At 57.5% G+C, this 22,082-nt stretch carries 19 protein-coding genes and 1 pseudogene; 12 read left to right on the top strand and 8 right to left on the bottom strand.

Annotation, left to right across the window (positions count from 1 at the left end; genetic code table 11):
- Together ACI7MX_RS15695 and hrpB are read right to left on the bottom strand one after the other, a co-directional pair.
- Positions 1-526, bottom strand: a pseudogene (locus ACI7MX_RS15695) (hypothetical protein); the annotation flags it as partial.
- Between the two features lie 722 nt (positions 527-1,248).
- Positions 1,249-3,768, bottom strand: coding sequence for an ATP-dependent helicase HrpB (gene hrpB / locus ACI7MX_RS15690; protein ID WP_405590038.1), 2,520 nt, complete (start codon positions 3,766-3,768; stop codon positions 1,249-1,251).
- Between the two features lie 103 nt (positions 3,769-3,871).
- Here hrpB and ACI7MX_RS15685 point away from each other — a divergent pair, with 103 nt between their 5' ends.
- Together ACI7MX_RS15685 and ACI7MX_RS15680 are read left to right on the top strand one after the other, a co-directional pair.
- Positions 3,872-4,291: a polyribonucleotide nucleotidyltransferase gene (locus tag ACI7MX_RS15685; RefSeq protein WP_314489573.1), complete on the top strand. Its 420-nt coding sequence runs from the start codon at positions 3,872-3,874 to the stop codon at positions 4,289-4,291.
- A gap of 14 nt (positions 4,292-4,305) precedes the next feature.
- Positions 4,306-5,211, top strand: coding sequence for a cation diffusion facilitator family transporter (locus ACI7MX_RS15680; RefSeq protein WP_405590034.1), 906 nt, complete (start codon positions 4,306-4,308; stop codon positions 5,209-5,211).
- Here the strand turns inward: ACI7MX_RS15680 and ACI7MX_RS15675 are convergent.
- Complete coding sequence (locus ACI7MX_RS15675) at positions 5,201-6,232, bottom strand: DUF6515 family protein (protein WP_405590031.1); 1,032 nt, start codon at positions 6,230-6,232, stop codon at positions 5,201-5,203. The two genes, ACI7MX_RS15680 and ACI7MX_RS15675, sit on opposite strands and share 11 nt — an antisense overlap.
- Before the next feature lie 394 nt (positions 6,233-6,626).
- Between ACI7MX_RS15675 and ACI7MX_RS15670 the strand changes: the two genes are divergently transcribed.
- Together ACI7MX_RS15670 and ACI7MX_RS15665 are read left to right on the top strand one after the other, a co-directional pair.
- A complete protein-coding gene (locus ACI7MX_RS15670; RefSeq protein WP_314489579.1) occupies positions 6,627-7,124 on the top strand; it encodes an Lrp/AsnC family transcriptional regulator in 498 nt (165 codons plus the stop codon).
- Between the two features lie 185 nt (positions 7,125-7,309).
- Entirely contained in the window at positions 7,310-7,519 is a 210-nt protein-coding gene (locus ACI7MX_RS15665; RefSeq protein ID WP_314489581.1) for a DUF2788 domain-containing protein, read from the top strand.
- Here the strand turns inward: ACI7MX_RS15665 and ACI7MX_RS15660 are convergent.
- From ACI7MX_RS15660 to ACI7MX_RS15645, 4 genes are all read right to left on the bottom strand, one after another.
- Entirely contained in the window at positions 7,514-8,080 is a 567-nt protein-coding gene (locus ACI7MX_RS15660; RefSeq protein WP_167654247.1) for a pseudouridine synthase, read from the bottom strand. The two genes, ACI7MX_RS15665 and ACI7MX_RS15660, sit on opposite strands and share 6 nt — an antisense overlap.
- 143 nt (positions 8,081-8,223) lie before the next feature.
- A complete protein-coding gene (gene amn, locus ACI7MX_RS15655; RefSeq protein WP_314489583.1) occupies positions 8,224-9,696 on the bottom strand; it encodes an AMP nucleosidase in 1,473 nt (490 codons plus the stop codon).
- A gap of 76 nt (positions 9,697-9,772) precedes the next feature.
- Positions 9,773-11,422, bottom strand: coding sequence for an acyl-CoA dehydrogenase family protein (locus tag ACI7MX_RS15650; RefSeq protein WP_314489585.1), 1,650 nt, complete (start codon positions 11,420-11,422; stop codon positions 9,773-9,775).
- 82 nt (positions 11,423-11,504) lie between these two features.
- Positions 11,505-13,859 (bottom strand): 7TM diverse intracellular signaling domain-containing protein, encoded by a 2,355-nt coding sequence (locus tag ACI7MX_RS15645; RefSeq protein ID WP_405590025.1) that lies wholly within the window; start codon positions 13,857-13,859, stop codon positions 11,505-11,507.
- Between the two features lie 286 nt (positions 13,860-14,145).
- On the opposite strand from ACI7MX_RS15645, the gene ACI7MX_RS15640 reads away from it, so the two are divergent.
- The 4 genes from ACI7MX_RS15640 (at position 14,146) to ACI7MX_RS15625 (ending at position 17,669) form a co-directional block, all read left to right on the top strand.
- The gene (locus tag ACI7MX_RS15640; protein ID WP_314489588.1) at positions 14,146-14,943 is read left to right on the top strand and encodes a hydroxymethylpyrimidine/phosphomethylpyrimidine kinase; all 798 of its coding nucleotides are present in this window, start codon (positions 14,146-14,148) and stop codon (positions 14,941-14,943) included.
- A gap of 17 nt (positions 14,944-14,960) precedes the next feature.
- A complete protein-coding gene (gene thiE / locus ACI7MX_RS15635; protein WP_405590022.1) occupies positions 14,961-15,584 on the top strand; it encodes a thiamine phosphate synthase in 624 nt (207 codons plus the stop codon).
- A 30-nt stretch (positions 15,585-15,614) separates the two neighbouring features.
- A complete protein-coding gene (gene hemL, locus ACI7MX_RS15630) occupies positions 15,615-16,898 on the top strand; it encodes a glutamate-1-semialdehyde 2,1-aminomutase (protein ID WP_405590019.1) in 1,284 nt (427 codons plus the stop codon).
- 222 nt (positions 16,899-17,120) lie between these two features.
- Positions 17,121-17,669, top strand: a complete 549-nt coding sequence (locus ACI7MX_RS15625) for a tetratricopeptide repeat protein (RefSeq protein ID WP_405590016.1) — start codon at positions 17,121-17,123, stop codon at positions 17,667-17,669.
- A gap of 63 nt (positions 17,670-17,732) precedes the next feature.
- Here the strand turns inward: ACI7MX_RS15625 and ACI7MX_RS15620 are convergent, their stop codons facing one another.
- The gene (locus tag ACI7MX_RS15620) at positions 17,733-18,059 is read right to left on the bottom strand and encodes a DUF1820 family protein (protein ID WP_122783210.1); all 327 of its coding nucleotides are present in this window, start codon (positions 18,057-18,059) and stop codon (positions 17,733-17,735) included.
- A gap of 132 nt (positions 18,060-18,191) precedes the next feature.
- On the opposite strand from ACI7MX_RS15620, the gene miaB reads away from it, so the two are divergent.
- The 4 genes from miaB (at position 18,192) to ACI7MX_RS15600 (ending at position 22,071) form a co-directional block, all read left to right on the top strand.
- The gene (gene miaB / locus ACI7MX_RS15615) at positions 18,192-19,520 is read left to right on the top strand and encodes a tRNA (N6-isopentenyl adenosine(37)-C2)-methylthiotransferase MiaB (protein ID WP_314489596.1); all 1,329 of its coding nucleotides are present in this window, start codon (positions 18,192-18,194) and stop codon (positions 19,518-19,520) included.
- Positions 19,521-19,719: 199 nt separating this feature from the next.
- A complete protein-coding gene (locus tag ACI7MX_RS15610) occupies positions 19,720-20,739 on the top strand; it encodes a PhoH family protein (protein WP_153378969.1) in 1,020 nt (339 codons plus the stop codon).
- On the top strand, positions 20,732-21,193 hold the full coding sequence (gene ybeY, locus ACI7MX_RS15605) for an rRNA maturation RNase YbeY (protein ID WP_405590011.1): 462 nt from the start codon (positions 20,732-20,734) through the stop codon (positions 21,191-21,193). Before ACI7MX_RS15610 ends, ybeY begins: the two co-directional genes overlap by 8 nt.
- 38 nt (positions 21,194-21,231) lie before the next feature.
- Positions 21,232-22,071 (top strand): HlyC/CorC family transporter, encoded by an 840-nt coding sequence (locus ACI7MX_RS15600; RefSeq protein WP_153378967.1) that lies wholly within the window; start codon positions 21,232-21,234, stop codon positions 22,069-22,071.
- Positions 22,072-22,082 lie beyond the last annotated feature (11 nt).

Below are 22,082 nucleotides of genomic sequence, written 5' to 3'. Positions count from 1 at the left end.
CCCCCACACCACCGTCCACCAAACCGTTTGCACCGTTATCCCGGCCATACACGGAAGAGCCGGTAAGGGTTAACTGTGAGCCCGATGCCTGAAAAACGCCCAAGCGAAAACCGCTAATAGAACTATCTTCAACAATGGCGATGCTTTCTGAATCCTCTCCAAAATTAGAAGCAAGCGTTAAGCCGGCATTGTTCGTACTGACCACGCTAGAACCAGCATTTATATTGACGAAACCATCTTGTGCAAGGATAGTCGATGTGGTGGCTGAATTGATATTGACAGTCCCTAGACTAAAAAGAGTAATCGTGGTGGCTTGAGCACCAGGGTCCAGTGTCAATTCCGCGCTGTTCGCGACCGTCCATGATTCAGGAATATCGCCAGGTTCAACAGTGATATCAACACCAGGTCCAGAAAGAGCGCCCGCATTAACAGTTGTGGCTGACATAAGGCTTAATGCATTAGCCATTACCACAACACTGAGGGCGTTCACGACGAAAGGGACGCTATGTATTCCTTTCCTGTTCATATCAACCACCTTGCTTGAGAAAATCGAGTTATATCAATGATAGAAAGCCGTGCTGCAACCCCCGAACTCCCAATCACTTGCCTTACTTCAAAACTTCACGCCGTATTTTTAATTATTAAAAATAACTGACACGAGATGTTTCGCCCTGACTTAAATGCGGACGCGAATACTAGTGACGCGCATAGTCACGGTCAACTCATATCAAACAAAAAAGAGCCGTTGAATAAACCATAATCCGCCCCCTACAAACCAACAGGAAAAACCCTACACACGCGCAATCATAAGAACCTTCTCAAACACCTCTAAATATGAGTATTAATGTCTTTCACACGCGCCGACCTGCTCGAAGGCTCTGCAAACCGCTCGACTTCGACCCAAGAATTAACGAGTTTAAGCCTTCCGAGGGATGAGCCGCAGTAGGTAAACGCTCAGGAGCCTGTCGATTGGGTAAGTTTAGGAATAACCTTTATTCCCTTTTACCTTTACTCGCTGCTTCATCGTTTTTTTTCATAAGCGTTGTTCCTAATTTGCACTTCCATTTCCACAGTAAAGCTCGGTAATCGGGAAATATAAACTGTTACTTATAACAGTAGACAATGCGTATAAAACCGTCGATACCTATATGTTTTGCTGTGAGAGAAACGCCCACCAGAAATTCTGCGCACGTCGCGTCTTCCCCCAGCCTTCCTCAGAAAGAGCGCAACAGCGCTACAGCCCACCCACTACCCCGTACGTGGCTTTGTCCGGGCCGTTGCATCAGCAACCAACGGATCATCGGGCCAGTAATGTTTGGGGTACCGCCCTTTAAGGTCCTTCTTTACCTCTGCATAGGTGCTACGCCAGAAGTTGGCCAGATCTTGTGTCACTTGCACCGGACGCCGGGCTGGCGACAGCAGATGCAATTTAACCACTTGGCGCCCACCTGCAATTCGCGGCGTATCGGCCAAGCCGAAGAGTTCTTGCAAGCGCACGGCCAGTATCGGCGGGTTTTCGCTGTAGTCCAGACGCACTGATGAGCCCGAAGGAACTGTGATGTGATGCGGAGCCAGCTCATCAAGACGCTGCGGCAAAGGCCACTTCAACAGGTTGCGCACAATGCTCGACAGGTCGAGGTTGGCAAAGTGACTTAACCGCGATACCCGCCCCAGATAAGGTGCCAGCCACTCTTCAAGGGTGGCCAGTAAAGCGGCATCGCTGACATCCGGCCATTCGCTTTGCCCCTGCCCCTCTAGATCAAGCTGACGCAATAACCCGACTCTGGCCTGCCACTGCCGCAGTTCGGGCGTCCACGGCAACAGTTCAAGGCCTTTGCGCTGCACCAGATTGACCAATGCCTGGGTGCGGGCCGTTTCTTCAAGACCGGTCAACGGTTCACGGCTCAGGACCAACTCGCCCACTTTGCGCTGGCGTTCAGCGCGCAGTACGCCTTCGCGTTCGTCCCAGTCGAGTTGATCAACCACGCTGACCTGCTCGCTCAGGACGCCGTCCAGCAAGGCGGGATCAAATTCGGCGGCCAGATAAATGCGCTCTTCACGCTGCCCCTGACGACTCCCCAAGTCAGCAATCACCAACCAAGGCTGTTTCATCAAGCCGTCAACTTCGCCGAACAGTGCTGCGCGGCCATTGGCCAGCCGATATTGCGCACCCCCCGGCTTGCGCTGCTGCGCAACGCGGTCGGGGTAGGCCAGCGCGAGCAGAGCGCCAAGCCAGCGCGGATGATCAGGATCTGCCACCGGCTGCGTGGCTTGGCCCCGTAACATGCCGCGGTATTGGCGGGCCAGTTGCCTTGCCCGCTGCACACCGCCCTGGCCGCCGCGTACCGCACGGCTTTCGCCAGACAGCAAGACGAGACGGCTGTGAACATCAGCTCCGGCGCCACGCAAAATATCGCGTTCACCCAACAAGGCTGCGACGTCACACGCCATGTCAGCCAGCCCGAGCGCTTGCCCACGCAACAACAAATGAGCGATGCGCGGATGCGCCGGCAATTCGGCCATTGCTTCACCGTGGGGCGTGAGTGTGCCGTTGCGCAGCGCGCCCAAGCGCTCAAGCAATTGCCGAGCCTGTGCATAACTGGCGGCGGGCGGTTCATCGAGCCACACCAGTTCAGGCGGGGTCACACCCCAGCGCGCCAGTTGCAACGCCAACCCGGCCAGATCGGCCTGCACTATTTCGGCGCTGCCATAAGCGGCCAGTTGTTCATGTTGGTCTTGCGACCACAGGCGATAACACACGCCCGGTTCCAGGCGTCCGGCCCGGCCCGCGCGCTGGGTGGCGCTGGCTCGGGAGATGCGCTGCGTGTCGAGTCGGGTCATGCCGCTGCCCGGATCGAAGCGCGGAACCCGCGCCAGCCCGGCATCAATCACAACCCGAACGCCATCAATGGTCAGGCTGGTCTCCGCAATATTGGTCGCCAGCACGACCTTGCGTGTACCGTTGGCCGCGGGTTCGATGGCCGCGCGTTGGGCGGCCAGATCCAACTCGCCATGCAAAGGGCAAAGCAGGATGTCAGTTCGTGAACTCAGCGCCTCAGCCAGTTGTTGATTGACTCGCCGGATCTCCGCCTGACCGGGCAGGAATACCAGCAGGCTACCGCTTTCGTCGTTGATGGCATCGAGGACAGTTTGCACCACCCGCGGCTCGATGAATTCGCCGGGTACAAACGGTCGTCCCCAGCGCAGGTCCACCGGGTACATGCGGCCCTCGCTGCGTATAACAGGGGCATTGTCCAGCAAACTGGACAAGCGCTCGCCTTCCAAAGTGGCGGACATCAGCAAGAGTTTAAGTGGCTGTTCATCGCGAAACAGCTCACGCCCATTCAGGCTCAACGCCAACGCCAGATCAGCATCCAGACTACGCTCATGGAACTCGTCAAAAATAAGTAAGCCCACGCCCTCCAAGGCCGGGTCGTGCTGCAAACGGCGGGTCAGAATGCCTTCGGTGACGACTTCGATACGGGTGTTGGGCCCGACTTTACTGTCCAGTCGAATCCGATAGCCCACGGTTTCGCCGACCTTTTCGCCCAGCTCGCTGGCCAAACGTTCAGCCGCCGCTCTGGCTGCAAGACGCCGGGGCTCGAGCATCACAATCTTCTGCCCGGCGAGCCACGGCTCATTCAACAGGGCAAGCGGCACCCGCGTGGTTTTACCGGCGCCGGGCGGGGCTTCGAGCACCGCTTCATGGCGTTCACGCAAAGCCTGACGCAGCGCAGGTAAAACTTCATCAATCGGCAAACAAATCATGGTGGCTCCAGAACAGTGCGACGAGTATAACGGCGAACAGTTCGGCATTAAGCACGGTCTTAATGTTGAGTCCGATTCTTTAAGCTTGAATGAGGTCTTGTGTATGCGTATCCCTTCTCGTGTGATTGGCGGCGTTGTAGTGGCCGCTTTGCTGACCCAGATGACCGCCTGCGGGAGTATTTTCTTCCCTGACCGGCGCGGTCAGATCGACGGCAAGATTGACCCGATGATCGTGGTACTGGATGCCGTGGGCCTGCTGTTTTATGTGATCCCGGGCCTGATTGCGTTCGGCGTCGACTTCGCGACCGGTGCTATTTACTACCCGCCGGGCAAAACCGCCTACATCGCCCCGGAAAAACTACGCGAGGCCGTCAGCACCGATGGCAAAGTCGACAACAGCAAACTTCAGGCGATCCTTGAAAGTGAGCTGGGCCATAGCTTCCCGCTGAACGACCCACGCCTGATCCAACACAAAGGCAGTTCCCAACAGTTGGCCCTTTACGGTTTGATTCCAGCCGCCTGACCCAAGGACGCTTTATGACCAGCAGCGCGGAACACGCTCGCCTATTACGCCTGGCCACCCGTGCGTCTGTAGCGGTGGCAGGCCTGTTGATCGTGACCAAGGCCATCGCCTGGTGGCTCAGCGGTTCGATCAGCATGCTCGCTGGATTGACCGATTCGTTGCTCGACGGTGTCACCTCGTTTCTTAACCTGCTGGCCGTCCATTACGCACTGCGCCCGGCAGACGAGGATCATCGCTACGGCCACGGCAAGGCCGAATCACTGGCCGGGATGGCGCAAGCGCTGTTTATTGGCGTGAGTGCGGTGCTGATTGCGTTTCAGGCCGTCGAACGGCTGAAACATCCGGAACCGGTGGGCGCAGCGTGGATCGGGATTGGCGTGATCATCTTTTCACTGGTCATGACCGTCGGGCTGCTGGTGTTACAACATCGCGTGGTCAAGGCCACAGGTTCCAACGCCGTACGCGCAGACTCGCTGCACTACCGATCAGACCTGATGCTCAACGGCAGTATTTTGGTGGCGTTGGTGTTGGCCAGCGTGGGCTTCCCGCAACTGGACGCTTGGTTCGGACTGGGCATTGCGGTCTATATCCTCTGGAGCGCGTATCAGATCGCCCGTGAGAGTTTTTCTGTGCTGATGGACGAAGAGTTACCCGCCGATGTCAGTGACAACATGCTGACCTTGGCGTGTAACGTGCCCGGCGTATTAGGTGCGCATGATCTGCGCACTCGCATCTCCGGCAATGTTTGGTTTGTTCAGTTGCACCTTGAATTGCCAGGCGAACTGACACTGTCCCAAGCGCACAGCATCAGTGACAACGCGGCACACGCCATTACCCAGGTTTATCCACAGGCCGAAGTGCTGGTGCACGCCGACCCGCAGGAAGTCGTTAAACCTCAAGCCACTTCACTTAATAATTGACCTGATAGCCACGGCTGCCCAGACAGTTGCCTTGGGCCTGCCGATAGGTTTGCACCACGGCGGGCGAAGGGGCATAGGTCACTTTGGCCGGGTCAAAGCCACTTTGATCGACCGCCCAGCGATAACAGTCGTAGCGATCCTGATCGATTTGCGCAGCACTCTGGCCATTGGCCGGGTAGGCCACCACGTCATAACCGTTGCCTTGGGATTGCGGCATCGGCTGCGCAATGGCGGTCGGTGGCTGTACCACAATGTAATCCTGTGAGGCCGGTTGGTAGGCGTAATAAGCGCCGGCTGCGAGGAACAACAACGAACCCCCGATCCACACTTCTCGCGCGTAGTCCGGCAAATACCCGACGCGAATCCCGTAAGGCGGCTGCACGACGACGTACCTCGGACCTTGGGGGCGATACCAGTAGCCGCCGGAAAAGAAGTAGTTCTGCCCACGATACGGCACTTGCCAGTGGCGATCAGGGAACCGGTCAACAATGTAACCGGGACGGTATTGCGGCCCCGGGCCCCAGCCATTGCCGTGTCCACCGGGCCGTCCCGGCCAGTGCTGAACGTCAGGACGACCGTTGCTGGCACCCGGATTGTAGCCCGGCCTTGGGTGGTCGCCGCCCTGCCAATGGGAGGAATTGCCCTGCGGTCGCGGCGCGGTTTGCCAATGACCATTGGGCGGACGCTGGCTTTGCTGCACCGCATCGGGACGCGGCTGGATCACGAGGTTATTACCCGGCTGACCAGGTCGGCCAGAAGGCTGATGGTTGTCAGGGCGCGGTTGATTGCCTTGATGCTGATTCCACTGCTGACCTGGTGGCCGACCCTGCCCCTGCCAATGCCCCTGTTCGGGACGCGATTGATTGTTGCCACCTTGCCCTTGCTGGCCATGCTGTTGCCCACCATCCGGGCGACCTTGATGTTGAGGGGGTCCATCACCTCGCTCTTCGGCCAGCGCCTGACTGCCGACACTCAAGCAGATCAGACCAGCAGTAGCCAAACGCCAGATGCGCGATTTCATGGTGTTCCTCACGAGGGGTTGGGGCGTCAACATAAGACTGAGAAACCGGGGTCCGGTTCTGCGGAAGCCTAACAGGTGCGCCTCTTATTTTCGGCACAAAAAAAGGCGACCCGTCGGTCGCCTTTTGAATTTTTCGGTCCTGGCTCAACACTCGTGATGTTGGCTCACCTCACGCCGTCTTGTGGACAGTGTGTAGCCCGGGGGCCGGGGCAACCCTGTGGGGTTGGCGGCCGCGGCTGGCCTGATTCGGCGGGCCGCAGTGGACGCTATGTCCGGGCAGTGATTCTGGTGATAAGCATAGGCTTGAGGCGGTAGCAGAGGATTGCGAAGATTGCTGAATAAAACATTACTTGCGCAATTTTTGGCTTAAGGTGGATACTTTCACGCAATAGTTATGACAATGGGTGTCTTCGTGAGCAAACTCGACCGATACGATCTGAGTATTTTGGCGGAATTACAGCGTGATGCGCGCATCTCTAACCAGGAGCTGGCAGAACGCATTGGGCTGTCCCCCTCCCCGTGCTCGCGCCGGGTCAAGCAATTGGAGGATGACGGGTATATCTCGCGCCAGGTCGCATTACTGGACCGAAAGCTGTTGGGCTTGACGTTGACCGCCTATGTACTGATCGGCATGGATCGCCACACGCCGGAGCGCTTCGAGAATTTTGAAGCAGAGATTCGCACGTTGCCGCAGGTACTGGAATGCAGCCTGGTGACCGGCATTGACGCTGACTATCAATTGAAAGTTGTGGTGCCGGACATGGACCACTATCAAAAACTGTTGCTGGGCCACCTGACCCGCATCGACGGCGTGACCAGCGTGCGCTCCAGCTTTGTGCTCAATCAGGTACTCAACAGCACCGAATTGCCGCTGACTCATCTGCGCACGTGATCCCTGCTCATTTTCGTAGCAGCTGCCGGAGGCTGCGTCCGATGGCGAAGCCGTCGTAAAATCATGCACCTGGGCGTACCTGCAAACCCGGGACTCTGCATTTACGATCGCTACGCAATCGGACGCAGCCTTCGGCAGCTGCTACGAAACCCGACTTTCATCTTCCATACCACTGGAGAACACCGATGGACCCGGCCCTGCTTGAAGAATGGATGATGACGATTCTGGTCAGCGTCCTGATTATTTTTATGGCCTTTATCGTGTGGGATCTGGCGAAAAAGTCCAAGGCCGGGCGTTTTGGCTCGTTTATCCTGTTCTTCGTGTTGGGACTGGGCGTGGTGGCGTTCATCATCAAAAGCGTGGTGATCGGCCTGATCGAGTCGGGCGCGTTATAGCCGCGCCGGCACTTCTTTGTATTGACCCTGATCCAGCCCCTCAATCGTCCAGTCGCCAATGCGCACCCGCACCAGCCGTAAGGTCGGCAAGCCGACCGCCGCCGTCATGCGTCGCACCTGACGATTACGTCCCTCGCGGATCACCAGCTCCAACCATGATGTCGGCACACTCTTGCGAAACCGCACTGGCGGGTTGCGTGGCCATAGCTGGGGCTCTTCAAGGGCGCGCGCTTCGGCGGGCAGGGTCTTGCCATCATTGAGTTCGACGCCGTCGCGCAGTTGTTGCAACTGCTCAGGCGTCGGTTCGCCCTCTACTTGCACCCAATAGGTCTTGGGCAGTTTGTGCTTGGGGTCGGCAATCCGAGCTTGTAACTGACCATCATTGGTCAGCAACAACAAACCTTCACTGTCGCGGTCCAGGCGTCCGGCCGGGTAGATGCCGGGAATGGGGATAAAATCCTTGAGCGTCGCCCGGCCGCCTTCATCGCTGAACTGGGTGAGCACATCGAACGGTTTGTTAAACAGAAATAACTTGGGATCAGACGGTGGGGCTTTGGCCACGCGGCGACCGGCTGCACTCGCAGCAGGTTTTTTGGGCGCCGGACGGCGTGCAGGGGGATGGGCAGGACGGGACATGACAAAAGGACATCTAGCGATCAGGGCTCAATATGCTAGTGCCCTGATCGCCAAATGACCATCGTCTATCAGCGGAACGGTGGTTCGTCGAAACTGCGCAGCTTGCGCGAATGCAGCGATGCCAGTTGCTTGCGCATCAATTCCACGGCAGCGATGCCGATTTTCAAATGCTGGTTCACCGCCCGCTCATAGAAAGCGTTGGCCGAACCCGGCAGCTTGATCTCGCTGTGCAAGGGTTTGTCCGACACACACAGCAGCGTGCCGTAAGGCACCCGCAAACGATAACCCTGAGCGGCAATGGTGCCGCTTTCCATGTCCACCGCCACCGCGCGGGACAGGTTGATCAGCGGTCGCTCCTGCGCCCAGCGCAGCTCCCAGTTGCGGTCGTCGTAAGTCAGCACGGTACCGGTGCGCAGGCGTTTCTTCAGTTCATCGCCATGTTCGCCGGTGACTTGCGCCGCGGCTTCTTGCAGCGCCAACTGAACTTCAGCCAAAGCCGGGATTGGAATATTGGGCGGTACTACACGGTCAAGAATCCCGTCGCGGCGCATGTATGCGTGTGCCAGTACGTAGTCGCCAATGGTCTGCGACTGACGCAGGCCACCACAGTGACCGATCATCAGCCAGCAATGCGGGCGCAATACCGCCAGGTGATCGGTGATGTTTTTCGCATTGGACGGGCCAACGCCAATATTCACCAGCGTCACCCCATGACCATCACTGGCCTGCAAGTGGTAAGCGGGCATTTGGTAACGGTGCCACACCACGCCAGCGGCAATCGCTTGAGCTTCGCCATAGTCCATGGCCTTTTCGATCATCACATTACCCGGCAAGACCATGCGCACAAAACGCGGGTTATCGCGCAATTGCTCAAGCCCGTGAACGATGAACTGATCGACATAGCGGTGGTAGTTGGTCAGCAGGATCCACGGCTGAACATGGCGCCAGTCGCTGCCGGTGTAATGCACCAGACGACGCAGCGAAAAGTCGACGCGGGCCGCATCAAACAGCGCCAACGGCAGCGGATCGGTGTTTTCCCAATCGTACAGACCGTCGGCAATGCCATCGGTGGCGGCCGACAAATCGGTACTCGGGAACACCCGAGCCAGCGCAGCGGCGGTCACACCGGAGCCGGCCAGCTCATCGCCCTGCTCGACCACGTAGGGATAAGGAATGTTTTGCTGACTGACCCCCACTTCTACCTCGACGGTAAAATCGCGCATCAACGGCACCAGCTGTTCCAGTAAATAATTACGGAAGGCCGCCGGATGAGTGACGGTCACGCTGTAAGTGCCGGGCAATTGAACCTTGGCATAGGCGCGAGTGGTCGTCGGAACTTCGCCATTGATCCGGTAGACCAGACGCAGTTCCGGGTAGCGAAACTGGGCGCGCTCCTCGGCCGTGGGCTCAAGCCGGTCTTTGAGATAACGCTTGAGCGCCTGGCTCAACGCCTTGGTTGCACGTTCGTGGAGGGCTGCGAGGCGATCGACGGCCTCTTCAGCGGTTGCAACGACAATAAAATCTTCAGTCACGATAAGCATCCTGTCTTCAGAACGGGCTGACCTTTATCTTGCCTGCATCGTTGCGCAAAGCACAGAGCGGTCTGGCGCGGGATTATCAAAACACTTGCGGTGTTGAGCGGGCGACGATAGCGCAGATATTCAGGCCACGGGGCAACACGCCATACACCCGGGCGCTGCCGTGCAACCGGCTGGCAATGAACGCGTCACTGACATCGCTGTTGCCCGCCTCCAACAACAGCTTGGCCTGCAAGCCCAAGGCAATGTCCTCGGTCAATTGCCGTGCACGGTACTGAATATCCTCAGTGTCTTTAAAGGCTTGCTTCAAGGTGCGGATATGCGTGGCCAAACGTACATCGCCATGGCCATCCCCCAGTTCGGCAAACAAGGCGTCAAGCACACCGGGTTCTTTGGACAAGGCCCGCAAGACGTCAAGGCATTGCACATTGCCTGAGCCCTCCCACGTAGAGTTGACCGGCGCCTCGCGATACAGACGCGGCAGAATGCTGTCTTCCACGTATCCCGCGCCCCCCATGCACTCGGCGGCTTCATTGATCATGGCCGGAGCCCGTTTGCAGATCCAGTATTTGCCCACGGCCGTTACCAGCCTCGCGAACTTGGCCTCTTGGGCATCATCCAAATGATCCAGCGCTCGTCCCATACGCAGGCTCAAGGCCAGGGCGGCTTCACTTTCCAGGGCCAGATCGGCGAGTACATTTTGCATCAAGGGCTGCTCGGCCAGCACCCGGCCGCCGACCAGACGATGCGCACAGTGATGGCTGGCCTGGGTCAGTGCCTGACGCATCAAGGCACTGGAACCGACCATGCAATCGAAGCGGGTCATGGCGACCATTTCAATAATCGTCGGCACGCCACGTCCTTCTTCGCCCAGCATCCACGCCAGCGCCCCACGAAATTCGACCTCACTGGAGGCGTTTGAGCTGTTGCCCAGTTTGTTTTTCAGACGCTGGATGTAGAACTCATTTCGGCTGCCGTCCGGGCGATGGCGCGGCAGTAAAAAACAACTCAGGCCTTTATCGGTCTGCGCCAGCGTCAGAAACCCATCGCACATGGGGGCAGAGCAGAACCACTTGTGCCCCAGTAACTCATACGGCTGCCCCGGCCCGCTGGCACCCACAGGGTAGGCCCGCGTGGTGTTGGCCCGCACATCCGTACCGCCTTGTTTTTCGGTCATGGCCATGCCCAGGGTCACACCGGCTTTTTGGCTGATGTCGACGTTGCGCGGGTCGTACTGGGTCGACAGCACTTTAGGCAGCCACAGTTGGGCAATGTCCGGTTGCAGCCGCAGGGCCGGAACGCTGGCAAAGGTCATGGTCAGGGGGCAGCCACTGCCGGCCTCTGCCTGCGAGTGCAAATAGGTCATGCAGGCTCGAGCCACATGGGCTCCGGGCTGAGGGTCGGTCCAGGGCAATGACGGCAAACCGTGCTCAATGGCCGTACGCATCAACTCGTGATAGGCCGGATGAAACTCCACCAGATCAATCCGATGGCCAAAACGGTCATGGCTGACAAAAACAGGCTTGTTTTCATTGGCCAGAAAACCCGCCGCCATCAAGGGGCCGCCTGCCAATGCGCCGTACTGATCAATACGCGCCTGCGCCCAGCCGGCCCCGAAATGCTGGCCCCACTGCTGCAACGGCAGGTCGATGCGGTACAGGTTGGTGCCGTCCAGAGACGGCGGCTGATTGGTGACCTGATGGGTTTCGGCGAATTGATGCAGGTTCATGGCGAGGCTCCTGAGTTCAATGAACCCAGTGAAGCACGCATGGCCGCCACCACAAGGGGCATAAGCGCCTAACGTCCGGCGTTTATGCCGTCTTGCCCATCAACAACCGTTGCCGCAGCGTACGCTGGACCTCTTCAAAACGCAGAGGCCTGACCCAGTCGTCGCTAATGCCATCGACCTGTTCACGCACTTGCTGCGCTTGCGCCTGAGAGTCAAATAACGCCATCACGGGCAACTGCGCGCAGTGGGCCAAGCTAAACAGTTGCCTGCCTGCCGATGCCTGCGTGACGAGGTTAACCGGGCATCCGACGATCACCGCATCAACGCGTTCGCGACGCAAAGCAGCCACCGCCGACTCGCCGCTGTCGGCATTGATCAGTCGATAGCCCAGTTTGAGCAACATGCCACGCAGTACCCTGCTATCGGCGCTGTTATCTTCCACCAGCAAAATCACACATTCATGTGAGCTTCTGGCCGCTACCGCGCTCGGCGGCTGGATAGGCGAAGCCAGCATCAGCAACAGTTGGAACTGAGATCCCTTGCCCGGCTGCGAATGATGCGTGAGCTGACCGCCCAACAATTCCACCAAGCGCCGACAAATAGCCAGGCCGATTCCCAGCCCGCCATAGCTACGGGTCATGGAGCCATCAACCTGAAAGAAATGCTGATACAACTCGCCCTGCTCCTGATGAACAAAACCAATACCGCTGTCGATGACATTAAAGGTCAGCGCCCAGCGACCGGGTTCTTCAGAGCTACTGCCCGTAACCCGCAAAATCACGCCGCCTACGCTGGTGAATTTAATCGCGTTGTCCAACAGACACGCCAGGCATTGGCGAATCTTGTCGCAATCCCCTTCCCATTGATCAGGCAGGTCGCTGGCGATTTCATACGAGAATTGCAACCCTTTACTGTGGGCCAATGGAGCAAACTGGGCGTTCAAATCCTGCACCAGCCCCTTCAAGCCAAAAGGCTGAGGACGTGCGATCAAGCGCCCGGCTTGCAGCTCAGTCAGGGACAGAATGCCATTAACCATGTGCATCATTTCTCGGGCCGAGCCTTCAGCCGTTTGCGTATACAACTCCAGCTCCGGGCTTAAATCCAGGGTCTTGATCAGCTCTATTGACCCCAGCACGCCGTTCATGGGCGTTCGCAATTCGTGGGTCACCGTTGACAGAAATTCGTCCTTGAGCTGATTGGTACGTGCCAATTGCTGGTTCATGGCGGCCAGCTTTTGCCCGGACTCTTGCAACGTGCGCGCTTGTAAGTCGCGCATCGCATTGATCCGGTCAGCCAGCGCCAGCGACAGCAGGCCCACTTCAATGGCTGCGCCGATCTGGCTGGAGTACATGGTCAAGAACACGTTAGGCAGGTAACCGAGCACCATTAAGGTATTGATCAGCCCGCCCAGCAAGAAGGCCGACCAGGCAATCACAAAGTAGCGAGCGACCCGCAGGCCGCGTGCCCAGGCAACGATACCTGCGGTAAAAATAGTGACGATAAAGGCCAGCGCCAACCCGGTCGCCAAACGCAACGACACGGCATAGCTCGTCGCCAATGCGAGCACCATCACCAGCACACCCACCGCCATCAGGACTTTCAATGCCCAATCAAGCTTGCGGCTAAGGGTGGCCGTTTGCAAAAACGTGCGGGCGAACTGGCAGCCAAAAAAGGCCGCCGAACCGATCAGAAACGGTGTGGACGCATTGGCCCACCACGGATTGTTCGGCCAAAAATACTGCACCGCGGCGCCATTGACTGACAGCTGGTACAACCCGAAAGAGGCGATATAAAAGATGTAATAGAGGTAGCTGGTGTCGCGCACGCTGAGGTAAATAAACAGGTTATAAACCAGCATCCCCAGCAACACGCCGTAGATCAGGCCCAATATATAAATTCTGACGGGCTGATTTTCGAGGTAGGACTGCGCTGACCACAAGGTAATCGGTGCCTGTACCGACCCTTGGCTGGCCAGCCGCATATACACCGTCTGAGCCTGCCCGGGCTTGAAGGTGAGCTCGAACAGGTAGTTGTTTTCTTTTATCTCGCGGCTGTCGAAAGGCAGGGAGTCACCCGTCCGGGCGGCCAGGTGATAGTGCCCGGTCGCGTCCTGGGTATACAGATCAATTTGATCCATGGGCGGGTACGCCAACTCCAGCAACCATGTGCGCTGTAGGTCGGGGTTTTGCGGCTGATAACGCAAGTCCAGCTTGATCCAGAAGGCCGATTGAGAATAGCCGGCGTTCAAGGTGTCTTTATTAAGCGGCTTGAACAGTTCGTCATGGTCGATGACATCTGCAAGCTTTGCGGTACCAGCCGAATCCTCAAAGACTTGCATCACTCGGCCCAAGGGCAGGCTCTGTGTGGTTTCGTCAAAATCCACTGCGCTGGCCAGCATCGGCAGCCAGCCCAACAACATCATCAGCAAATAGCGCATACAGCCCCAACGTGGCTGCCTGGCAGTATGGGTAATCCGCTCATTCCCTTTGAGATCCCACTGACCCGACAACCTGTTATTAATTTGCGGCCACTTTAACATAGCCAGTAGTGGCAAATATGCATCACTCAAATATTCTATTTAGTGGCTCTAAACCGGGCATTACAGCGATATTTAAACGAATGAAAGATAGTGGCAAAACGCCCACTTCTGATTGAGCGCGCTCTATGCATCAGGCATCGGCCAACGCGCCTGAAAAAACCGTTTGGTGGTAAGCTCGCGCACCATGAATATCTACAGTTCTCGCCCCGTTGTCCTCTGTCTCTCCGGCCATGACCCCAGTGGGGGTGCCGGTTTGCAGGCAGATATCGAAGCCCTGCTGGCTCAAGGCTGTCACGCCGCTCCGGTCATCACCGCATTGACTGTGCAGAACACAGTCAATGTGCGCGATTTCCGTGTGCTGGATCGCGAGTGGGTGCTGGCGCAAGCCGATGCCGTACTCACCGACTCCTGCGTTGCGGCCGTCAAGCTGGGCATGCTCGGCTCACTGGAAATGGTCGACACCGTCGTCCACTTGCTGCAAGCCAACCCGCATCTGCCGATGGTCTGCGACCCGGTCCTGCGCGCTGGCGGCGGGGGACGTCTGGGCAAGGACGAAGTGGGTTTCGCCATGCGCGAGCGCCTGCTGCCCTTGGCCACTATTGCCACGCCAAACTTGCCCGAAGCCCGGATTCTCGCCGAACTGCCTGACGGCAGTGCCGACGAGTGCGCGGAAAAGCTCCTGCCCTTTTGCAAACATTTATTGATCACCGGCGGCCACGGTGACGAACATGAAGTCCATAACCGCTTGTACAGCCGCGACGGCAGCCGACACACGTTTACCTGCTATCGCTTGCCCGGCAGTTACCACGGCTCGGGTTGCACACTGGCCAGTACGCTGGCCGGTCGGTTGGCCATCGGTGAAAACCTGGTCAGCGCCGTCGAAACTGCGCTCAACTACACGTGGCGCACGCTGCGTGATGCCGAGCAATTGGGCCAGGGACAATTTGTGCCCCGTCGCCTGCCACTGGATTTCTGTTCGTAACGCGAGAGGCTCGACCTATGACCTTGCGAGGCCTGTACGCAATCACTGATAGCCAGCTGCTCGCTGGCAAACTGCTCGACTATGTAGAGGCGGCCCTTGAAGGCGGTCTTACCCTGTTGCAGTACCGCGATAAAAGCAGCGATGAAGCCCGTCGACTGCGTGAAGCCGAGGCCTTGCGCGATTTGTGCGCGCGTTACAACACCCGGTTGATCATCAATGATGATGCCGAGCTGGCAGCTCGTCTGGGCGTTGGCGTGCACCTTGGCCAGACAGATGGCCCGCTGACCCCGGCCCGCGCACTGCTCGGCCCCAAGGCGATCATCGGTTCGACCTGTCACAGTCAGATTAATCTGGCCGAGCAGGCTGCCAAAGAAGGCGCGAGCTATGTCGCCTTCGGTCGCTTCTTTAATTCCAGCACCAAACCCGGCGCCCCGACTGCGACCCTCGACGTGCTCGACCAGGCTCGATCGCAGCTTAAACTGCCAGTCTGTGTAATCGGCGGTATCACCCTCGAAAATGCCGCGCCCCTGGTCGCCCACGGTGCCGATTTACTGGCCGTGGTGCATGGCCTGTTCGGTGCTGACAGCACTCGGGAAGTGACTCGCCGCGCCAAGGCATTCAACCAATTGCTGTCTATTTAATACCGAATCCTGATTCAGAGAGAGCCCATCATGTCTCGTTCCGAAACCTTGTTTGCCAACGCCCAGAAACACATCCCAGGCGGCGTCAACTCGCCCGTTCGCGCGTTTAAAAGCGTGGGCGGCACACCGCTGTTCTTCAAGCACGCCGAAGGCGCTTACGTCACCGACGAAGACGACAAGCGCTATGTTGATTATGTCGGCTCGTGGGGCCCGATGATTCTGGGCCACAGCCATCCGGATGTACTGGACGCTGTGCGTGCGCAACTGGAGCACGGCCTGTCGTACGGCGCGCCAACTGCCATGGAAACCGAGATGGCCGACCTGGTGTGCTCGATTGTGCCGTCGATGGAAATGGTCCGCATGGTCAGCTCCGGCACCGAAGCCACCATGAGCGCCATCCGCTTGGCACGTGGCTTTACCGGCCGCGACAATATTCTCAAGTTTGAAGGCTGTTACCACGGCCACTCCGACAGCTTGTTGGTCAAAGCCGGCTCTGGCGCACTGACTCAGGGCGTTCCCAGCTCAGGGGGTGTACCTGCTGATTTCGCCAAGCACACCCTGACCACTACCTTTAACGACCTCGACGCCGTTGAAAAACTGCTGAGCGAAGTGGGCGACACCGTCGCCTGCATCATCGTTGAGCCCGTCGCGGGCAACATGAACTGCGTACCGCCCGCGCCGGGCTTCCTGCAAGGTCTGCGCAGTCTGTGCGACAAACATAGCGCGGTGCTGATTTTTGACGAAGTGATGACGGGCTTCCGTGTCGCGTTGGGCGGTGCTCAAGCGCACTACGGTGTGACGCCCGATCTGAGCACGTTCGGCAAAATCATCGGCGGCGGCATGCCAGTCGGCTGCTTCGGCGGCAAACGCGAAATCATGCAGCACATTGCCCCGCTGGGCCCGGTTTATCAGGCAGGCACCCTGTCGGGTAACCCACTGGCCATGGCTGCCGGCCTGACCACCTTGCGCTTGATCAGCCGCCCGGGCTTTCATGCCGAGCTGAGCGACTACACCACGCGCCTGCTAGACGGCCTGCAACAACGCGCCGATGCGGCCGGTATTCCATTTGTCACCACCCAGGCCGGTGGCATGTTCGGCCTGTATTTCAGCGGCGCCGATGACATTGTTACCTTTGACGATGTGATGGCCAGCGATGCAGACCTGTTCAAGCGTTTCTTCCACCTGATGCTGGAAGGCGGGGTGTACTTGGCCCCTAGCGCCTTTGAAGCGGGTTTCACCTCGATTGCCCACGGCGACACCGAGCTGAAGTTGACCCTCGACGCGGCCGAGCGTGCCTTCGCCGCGCTGAAATAAGACGTGAAACCGGCAAGGATTTTCGTCCTTGCCGGCTTTTTAGGCGGTTAATGGCTCATTCAATTACGCCACCCGTCCAAAATCGTCTTAAATCAACGGATATCTCGGTCAGGCAGCAGAAAAACGAGTAAAGACTTTGTAAGGTTGCCTCTGCTTATTTCATAATGCGCGCCTAAACCCCTTGGTTGTACTTGCCCCCCTTTCAGAGGTACGTCGAATCTCATGAACCGCACCGGCCGCGCCCTTGCACTGGGCTGCCTGTTGCTCCTGCAGCCGCTGCTTGTCCAGGCTGGCGGTAACTCGTTGTTGATTCCGGCAATGGGTCGCTGCACCCTCGATACACAGCCAGAAAACCTGGCTGAGGCGATGGCCGCCTGCGAAGCAGCCGCCAAAACCGGAGATGCTGAAGCTGAATACGAGTTGGGCGAGTTCTATTACGACGGCAAAAACACTCCCCGCGATCTCAATAAAGCCTTGAGCTACTTCGAGCAGGCTTCCTTGCAAGGTCACGCCATGGCCCAATACCAGCTCGGCACGATGTTCTTCAAGGGTGAAGGTGTACCGGCCAATAACATTCAGGCGTATATCGTATTGAAGATGGCGGCCGTCAATGGCGCCGAAGAGGCACTGGACACAGCGGATCAGGTGGCAGAGCAAATGCCCCGCGACCAGCTCGAAACCGCGACCCAGGTGCTGGGACAGATCTTCCGCAAATACCTGCTTGAACTGCAATCAGCCGACGGGCGTTCGCCGTTTTCGCCGTTGCCTTGATAGGCCACCCGCTAAAAACTATCTACTGCCCAGCCTGACTGACGCTTTTATAGACTGGCTTACTCACTTCTCGGGCATCGGAAACGGAAATGGCATCACATTGCTGACGCCACGGGCTTCACTGATTTTCGGGGTGCCCAGTCGTTCCACTTCGTCGATGCGCACAATCGAGTGCATCGGTACAAAACTGCGCACCACACCTTCGAACTGAGCCTTGAGCTTTTCTTCGCTCGGGTCGACGACCATTTGCGTACGCTCACCGAAGACGAACTCCTCCACTTCCAGAAACCCCCACAGATCACTTTGATAGATCTGCTTGGCGTACATCTCGAACACCTGGCCCTGATTAAGGAAAATCACCTTGTAGATTGGAGCGTCACGTTTGGTCATGGTGGGCGGGTAAACATCTGAGGATATAAAAGAGGGCGCGAACTATAGCATAGCCACCAGACGCACAACGCTAGGAAGCAAAGGCCATGCCCCCTATAATGCGCGGTTCTTTGAATCACTTGATGAACACCCATGGCCAAGAAGCTTTACATCGAAACCCACGGCTGCCAGATGAACGAGTACGACAGCTCACGCATGGTCGACCTGCTGGGTGAACATCAAGCCCTGGAAGTCACGGCGCGCGCTGAAGACGCGGATGTCATTCTGCTCAATACCTGCTCGATCCGCGAACGCGCCCAAGACCGTGTGTATTCGCAATTGGGCCGCTGGCGCGAACTGAAACTGGCCAACCCGGACATGGTGATTGCCGTTGGCGGTTGTGTTGCCAGCCAGGAAGGCGCCGCCATCCGTGACCGGGCGCCCTACGTTGACGTGGTATTCGGCCCGCAAACCCTGCACCGCCTGCCTGAAATGATCGACGCCGCGCGCATCACCAAGCTGCCACAAGTGGACGTGTCGTTCCCTGAAATCGAAAAATTCGACCACCTGCCAGAACCTCGTATTGACGGACCCAGTGCTTACGTCTCGGTAATGGAAGGGTGCAGCAAGTACTGCACATTCTGTGTAGTGCCGTACACGCGAGGCGAAGAAGTCAGCCGTCCGTTCGACGACGTGCTGGCAGAAGTGTTTCACCTGGCTGAAAACGGTGTGCGTGAAGTCACGTTGCTGGGGCAGAACGTCAACGGTTATCGCGGCTTGACCGAAGACGGTCGTTTGGCCGATCTTGCCGAATTGATTCGTGTGGTCGCGGCCATCGACGGGATCGAACGCATTCGTTACACCACGTCACACCCGCTGGAGTTCTCCGACAGCCTGATCCAGGCACATGCCGAGGTGCCTGAGCTGGTGAAGCACCTGCATTTGCCGGTGCAGTCCGGGTCGGATCGCATTCTATCGGCCATGAAGCGCAACCACACGGCACTGGAGTACAAATCCAAGCTGCGCAAACTGCGTGCGGCCGTGCCGGGCATTTGCATCAGCTCTGACTTTATTGTCGGCTTCCCGGGCGAGACTGAAAAAGACTTCGAGCAGACCATGAAGCTGATTGAAGACGTTGGTTTCGATTTCTCTTATTCGTTTGTGTACAGCCAACGCCCGGGCACGCCCGCAGCCGACCTGACTGATGACACCCCGGAAGAGCGCAAGAAAGAACGCCTGAACGCCCTGCAACATCGTCTCAATCAGCAAGGTTTTGAGATCAGCCGACAAATGGTGGGCTCCACTCAGCGGATTCTGGTCACCGATTATTCGAAAAAAGACCCCGGCGAATTACAAGGCCGGACCGAGAACAACCGCATCGTCAACTTCCGCTGCGACAATCCGCAACTGATCGGGCAGTTTGCCGACGTGCACATCGATGCGGCGCAACCGCACTCGTTGCGGGGTTCATTGCTGAATTGACCTGAAGCCGCTGCCGAAGGCTGCGATAAGATCCGCCAGGATCTTCAGCCCTGAAAAACGTGCGTCCACTGCGTGGACGTTCGCAGCCTGCGCCAGCGACTACAGGTTTTACTGTCGCCTCAGTAAACCCTTTCGCCCATGACCTGCTAGCGTTATCCTTCAATTCATCTTAATTGCCTAAGGGCGGCTAAATACGACCTTGAACGCACCCATCGAACCACATCGTTTTCTTCTCGAGCCGTTTGAGGCTCGCCGTTTCGCCAATCTGTGCGGGCAATTCGACGAGCACTTACGCTTGATCGAACAACGCCTCACGATCGTAATCCGCAATCGCGGTAATCAATTCGAACTGATTGGCGACCCCAAACTGACTTCTTCCGCAGAAATCCTGCTGCGCCGTCTGTACCGCGAAACGCAAGCCTCTGAGCTTTCGCCGGACATGGTGCACCTGTTTCTGCAAGAATCTGCCGTAGAAGACCTCGCCAGTAACCCGGTGGCTGAAGCCAGCGTTTCGTTGCGCACCAAAAAGGGCATGATTCGCCCCCGCGGTATCAATCAGCAGCGCTACGTCAAAGAGATTCTGGGTAACGACATCAACTTCGGCATTGGCCCAGCCGGTACGGGTAAAACCTATCTGGCCGTGGCCTGCGCCGTCGATGCCCTAGAACGGGAGCAAATCCGCCGCATCCTGCTGGTGCGTCCAGCGGTTGAAGCGGGCGAGAAGCTGGGGTTCCTGCCCGGCGACCTGTCGCAAAAAATCGACCCGTACCTGCGCCCGCTTTATGACGCGTTGTACGAAATGCTGGGTTTCGAATACGTAGCCAAGCTGATTGAGCGCCAGATCATCGAAGTGGCACCGCTGGCCTATATGCGCGGGCGCACATTGAACAACAGCTTCATTATTCTCGACGAAAGCCAGAACACCACCGTTGAGCAAATGAAGATGTTCCTGACCCGTATCGGCTTTGGTTCTACGGCTGTGATTACCGGTGACATCACCCAGATCGACCTGCCAAAAGGCACGAAATCGGGGCTTAATCACGTCATCGAAGTGCTGAAGGATGTGCCCGGCATCAGCTTTACCCATTTCCAGTCCAAAGACGTCGTGCGTCACCCATTGGTGCAGCGCATCGTCGAAGCCTACGGGCGCTATGAACAGGAAGCCGCTGACAAGCTCGCCGCACTGCCTGCTGCCAAGGATTACCGCAAAGATGCTTGAGCTTGACCTGCAACTGGCGACCGACGCCACTGCCCCCAGCGAAGCCCAGTTCCGGCAATGGTGCGAACTGGCTTTGCGCCAGCGCACAGCTGATTCAGAAATGACCATTCGTCTGGTAGACGAAACTGAAGGCCGTGAGTTAAATCACACGTGGCGCCAGAAAGATTACGCCACCAACGTGCTGTCCTTCCCGGCCGACGTGCCTGATGAGTTTCTCGATATCCCGTTATTGGGCGATCTGGTGATTTGCGTCGCCGTGGTTGAACGCGAGGCGGCTGAACAGGGTAAAGCACTTGAAGCTCACTGGGCTCACCTGGTGATTCACGGTTGCTTGCATCTTCTGGGTTACGACCATATAGAAGATGACGAAGCCGAAGAAATGGAAGCGCTGGAACGAACGTTGCTTGCCGAATTGGGTCATCCAGACCCGTACGCTGACGACGACACTGAATAACACCCACTGAAACAACCAAGGGATACGAGTAAATCGCTATGAGCGAAGACCGATCGAGCAACGGGCAAAAGTCATGGTTAGGTAAACTGACCCAGGCCTTTGCCCATGAGCCGAAAAACCGCCAGGAGCTGCTTGAGCTGCTGCGCGAAGCACACCAGAACAAACTGTTGGACAGTGAAGCGCTGGCCATCGTCGAAGGCGCCATTCAAGTGGCTGACCTGCAAGTACGGGACATCATGGTTCCGCGCTCGCAGATGATCAGCATCAAGGCGACCCAGACACCCCGCGAATTTCTCCCGTCGATCATTGATGCTGCGCACTCGCGCTATCCAGTGATCGGGGAAAGCCATGATGACGTCTTGGGCGTCCTTTTGGCTAAAGACCTGTTGCCGCTGATCCTTCAAGAAAACGGCGATAAATTCAACATCAAGGACTTGCTGCGCCCGGCGACTTTCGTCCCGGAATCCAAGCGCCTGAACGTGTTGTTGCGTGAGTTTCGTGCCAACCATAACCACATGGCCATCGTGATTGACGAATACGGCGGTGTGGCCGGTCTGGTGACCATCGAAGACGTGCTTGAACAGATCGTCGGCGACATCGAAGACGAACACGACGTAGAAGAAGACAGCTACATCAAACCGCTGCCAAGCGGAGATTTCCTGATCAAAGCCCTGACCCCTATCGAGAACTTCAACGAGTTCTTCGACAGCGAATTCTCAGACGATGAGTTCGATACGGTAGGTGGCTTGGTCATGAGCGCGTTCGGGCACCTGCCAAAACGTAATGAAGTCACTGAAATCGGTCCTTATCGCTTCCGCATCCTCAATGCCGACAGCCGCCGGATTCACTTGATTCGACTGACGCCTATCACCCGCTAAACCTCCCAACC

This window comes from Pseudomonas sp. 2024-210 (genome assembly GCF_045062345.1).
GTDB lineage: Bacteria > Pseudomonadota > Gammaproteobacteria > Pseudomonadales > Pseudomonadaceae > Aquipseudomonas.
Note: the sequence above shows the minus strand (reverse complement) of the source record. Positions and strands in the feature narration are given on the sequence as shown.

Excerpts from the sequence above, each read along its gene's own strand:
- ACI7MX_RS15665 (WP_314489581.1), top strand. The coding sequence starts at position 7,310 with ATGGACCCGGCCCTGCTTGAAGAATGGATGATGACGATTCTGGTCAGC.
- ACI7MX_RS15645 (WP_405590025.1), bottom strand. The coding sequence starts at position 13,859 with ATGCGCTATTTGCTGATGATGTTGTTGGGCTGGCTGCCGATGCTGGCC.
- ybeY (WP_405590011.1), top strand. The coding sequence starts at position 20,732 with ATGCTTGAGCTTGACCTGCAACTGGCGACCGACGCCACTGCCCCCAGC.
- ACI7MX_RS15640 (WP_314489588.1), top strand. The coding sequence starts at position 14,146 with ATGAATATCTACAGTTCTCGCCCCGTTGTCCTCTGTCTCTCCGGCCAT.
- ACI7MX_RS15680 (WP_405590034.1), top strand. The coding sequence starts at position 4,306 with ATGACCAGCAGCGCGGAACACGCTCGCCTATTACGCCTGGCCACCCGT.
- ACI7MX_RS15675 (WP_405590031.1), bottom strand. The coding sequence starts at position 6,232 with ATGAAATCGCGCATCTGGCGTTTGGCTACTGCTGGTCTGATCTGCTTG.
- ACI7MX_RS15670 (WP_314489579.1), top strand. The coding sequence starts at position 6,627 with ATGACAATGGGTGTCTTCGTGAGCAAACTCGACCGATACGATCTGAGT.
- ACI7MX_RS15650 (WP_314489585.1), bottom strand. The coding sequence starts at position 11,422 with ATGAACCTGCATCAATTCGCCGAAACCCATCAGGTCACCAATCAGCCG.
- ACI7MX_RS15625 (WP_405590016.1), top strand. The coding sequence starts at position 17,121 with ATGAACCGCACCGGCCGCGCCCTTGCACTGGGCTGCCTGTTGCTCCTG.
- ACI7MX_RS15620 (WP_122783210.1), bottom strand. The coding sequence starts at position 18,059 with ATGACCAAACGTGACGCTCCAATCTACAAGGTGATTTTCCTTAATCAG.
- thiE (WP_405590022.1), top strand. The coding sequence starts at position 14,961 with ATGACCTTGCGAGGCCTGTACGCAATCACTGATAGCCAGCTGCTCGCT.
- ACI7MX_RS15685 (WP_314489573.1), top strand. The coding sequence starts at position 3,872 with ATGCGTATCCCTTCTCGTGTGATTGGCGGCGTTGTAGTGGCCGCTTTG.
- amn (WP_314489583.1), bottom strand. The coding sequence starts at position 9,696 with ATGCTTATCGTGACTGAAGATTTTATTGTCGTTGCAACCGCTGAAGAG.
- ACI7MX_RS15600 (WP_153378967.1), top strand. The coding sequence starts at position 21,232 with ATGAGCGAAGACCGATCGAGCAACGGGCAAAAGTCATGGTTAGGTAAA.
- hrpB (WP_405590038.1), bottom strand. The coding sequence starts at position 3,768 with ATGATTTGTTTGCCGATTGATGAAGTTTTACCTGCGCTGCGTCAGGCT.
- hemL (WP_405590019.1), top strand. The coding sequence starts at position 15,615 with ATGTCTCGTTCCGAAACCTTGTTTGCCAACGCCCAGAAACACATCCCA.
- miaB (WP_314489596.1), top strand. The coding sequence starts at position 18,192 with ATGGCCAAGAAGCTTTACATCGAAACCCACGGCTGCCAGATGAACGAG.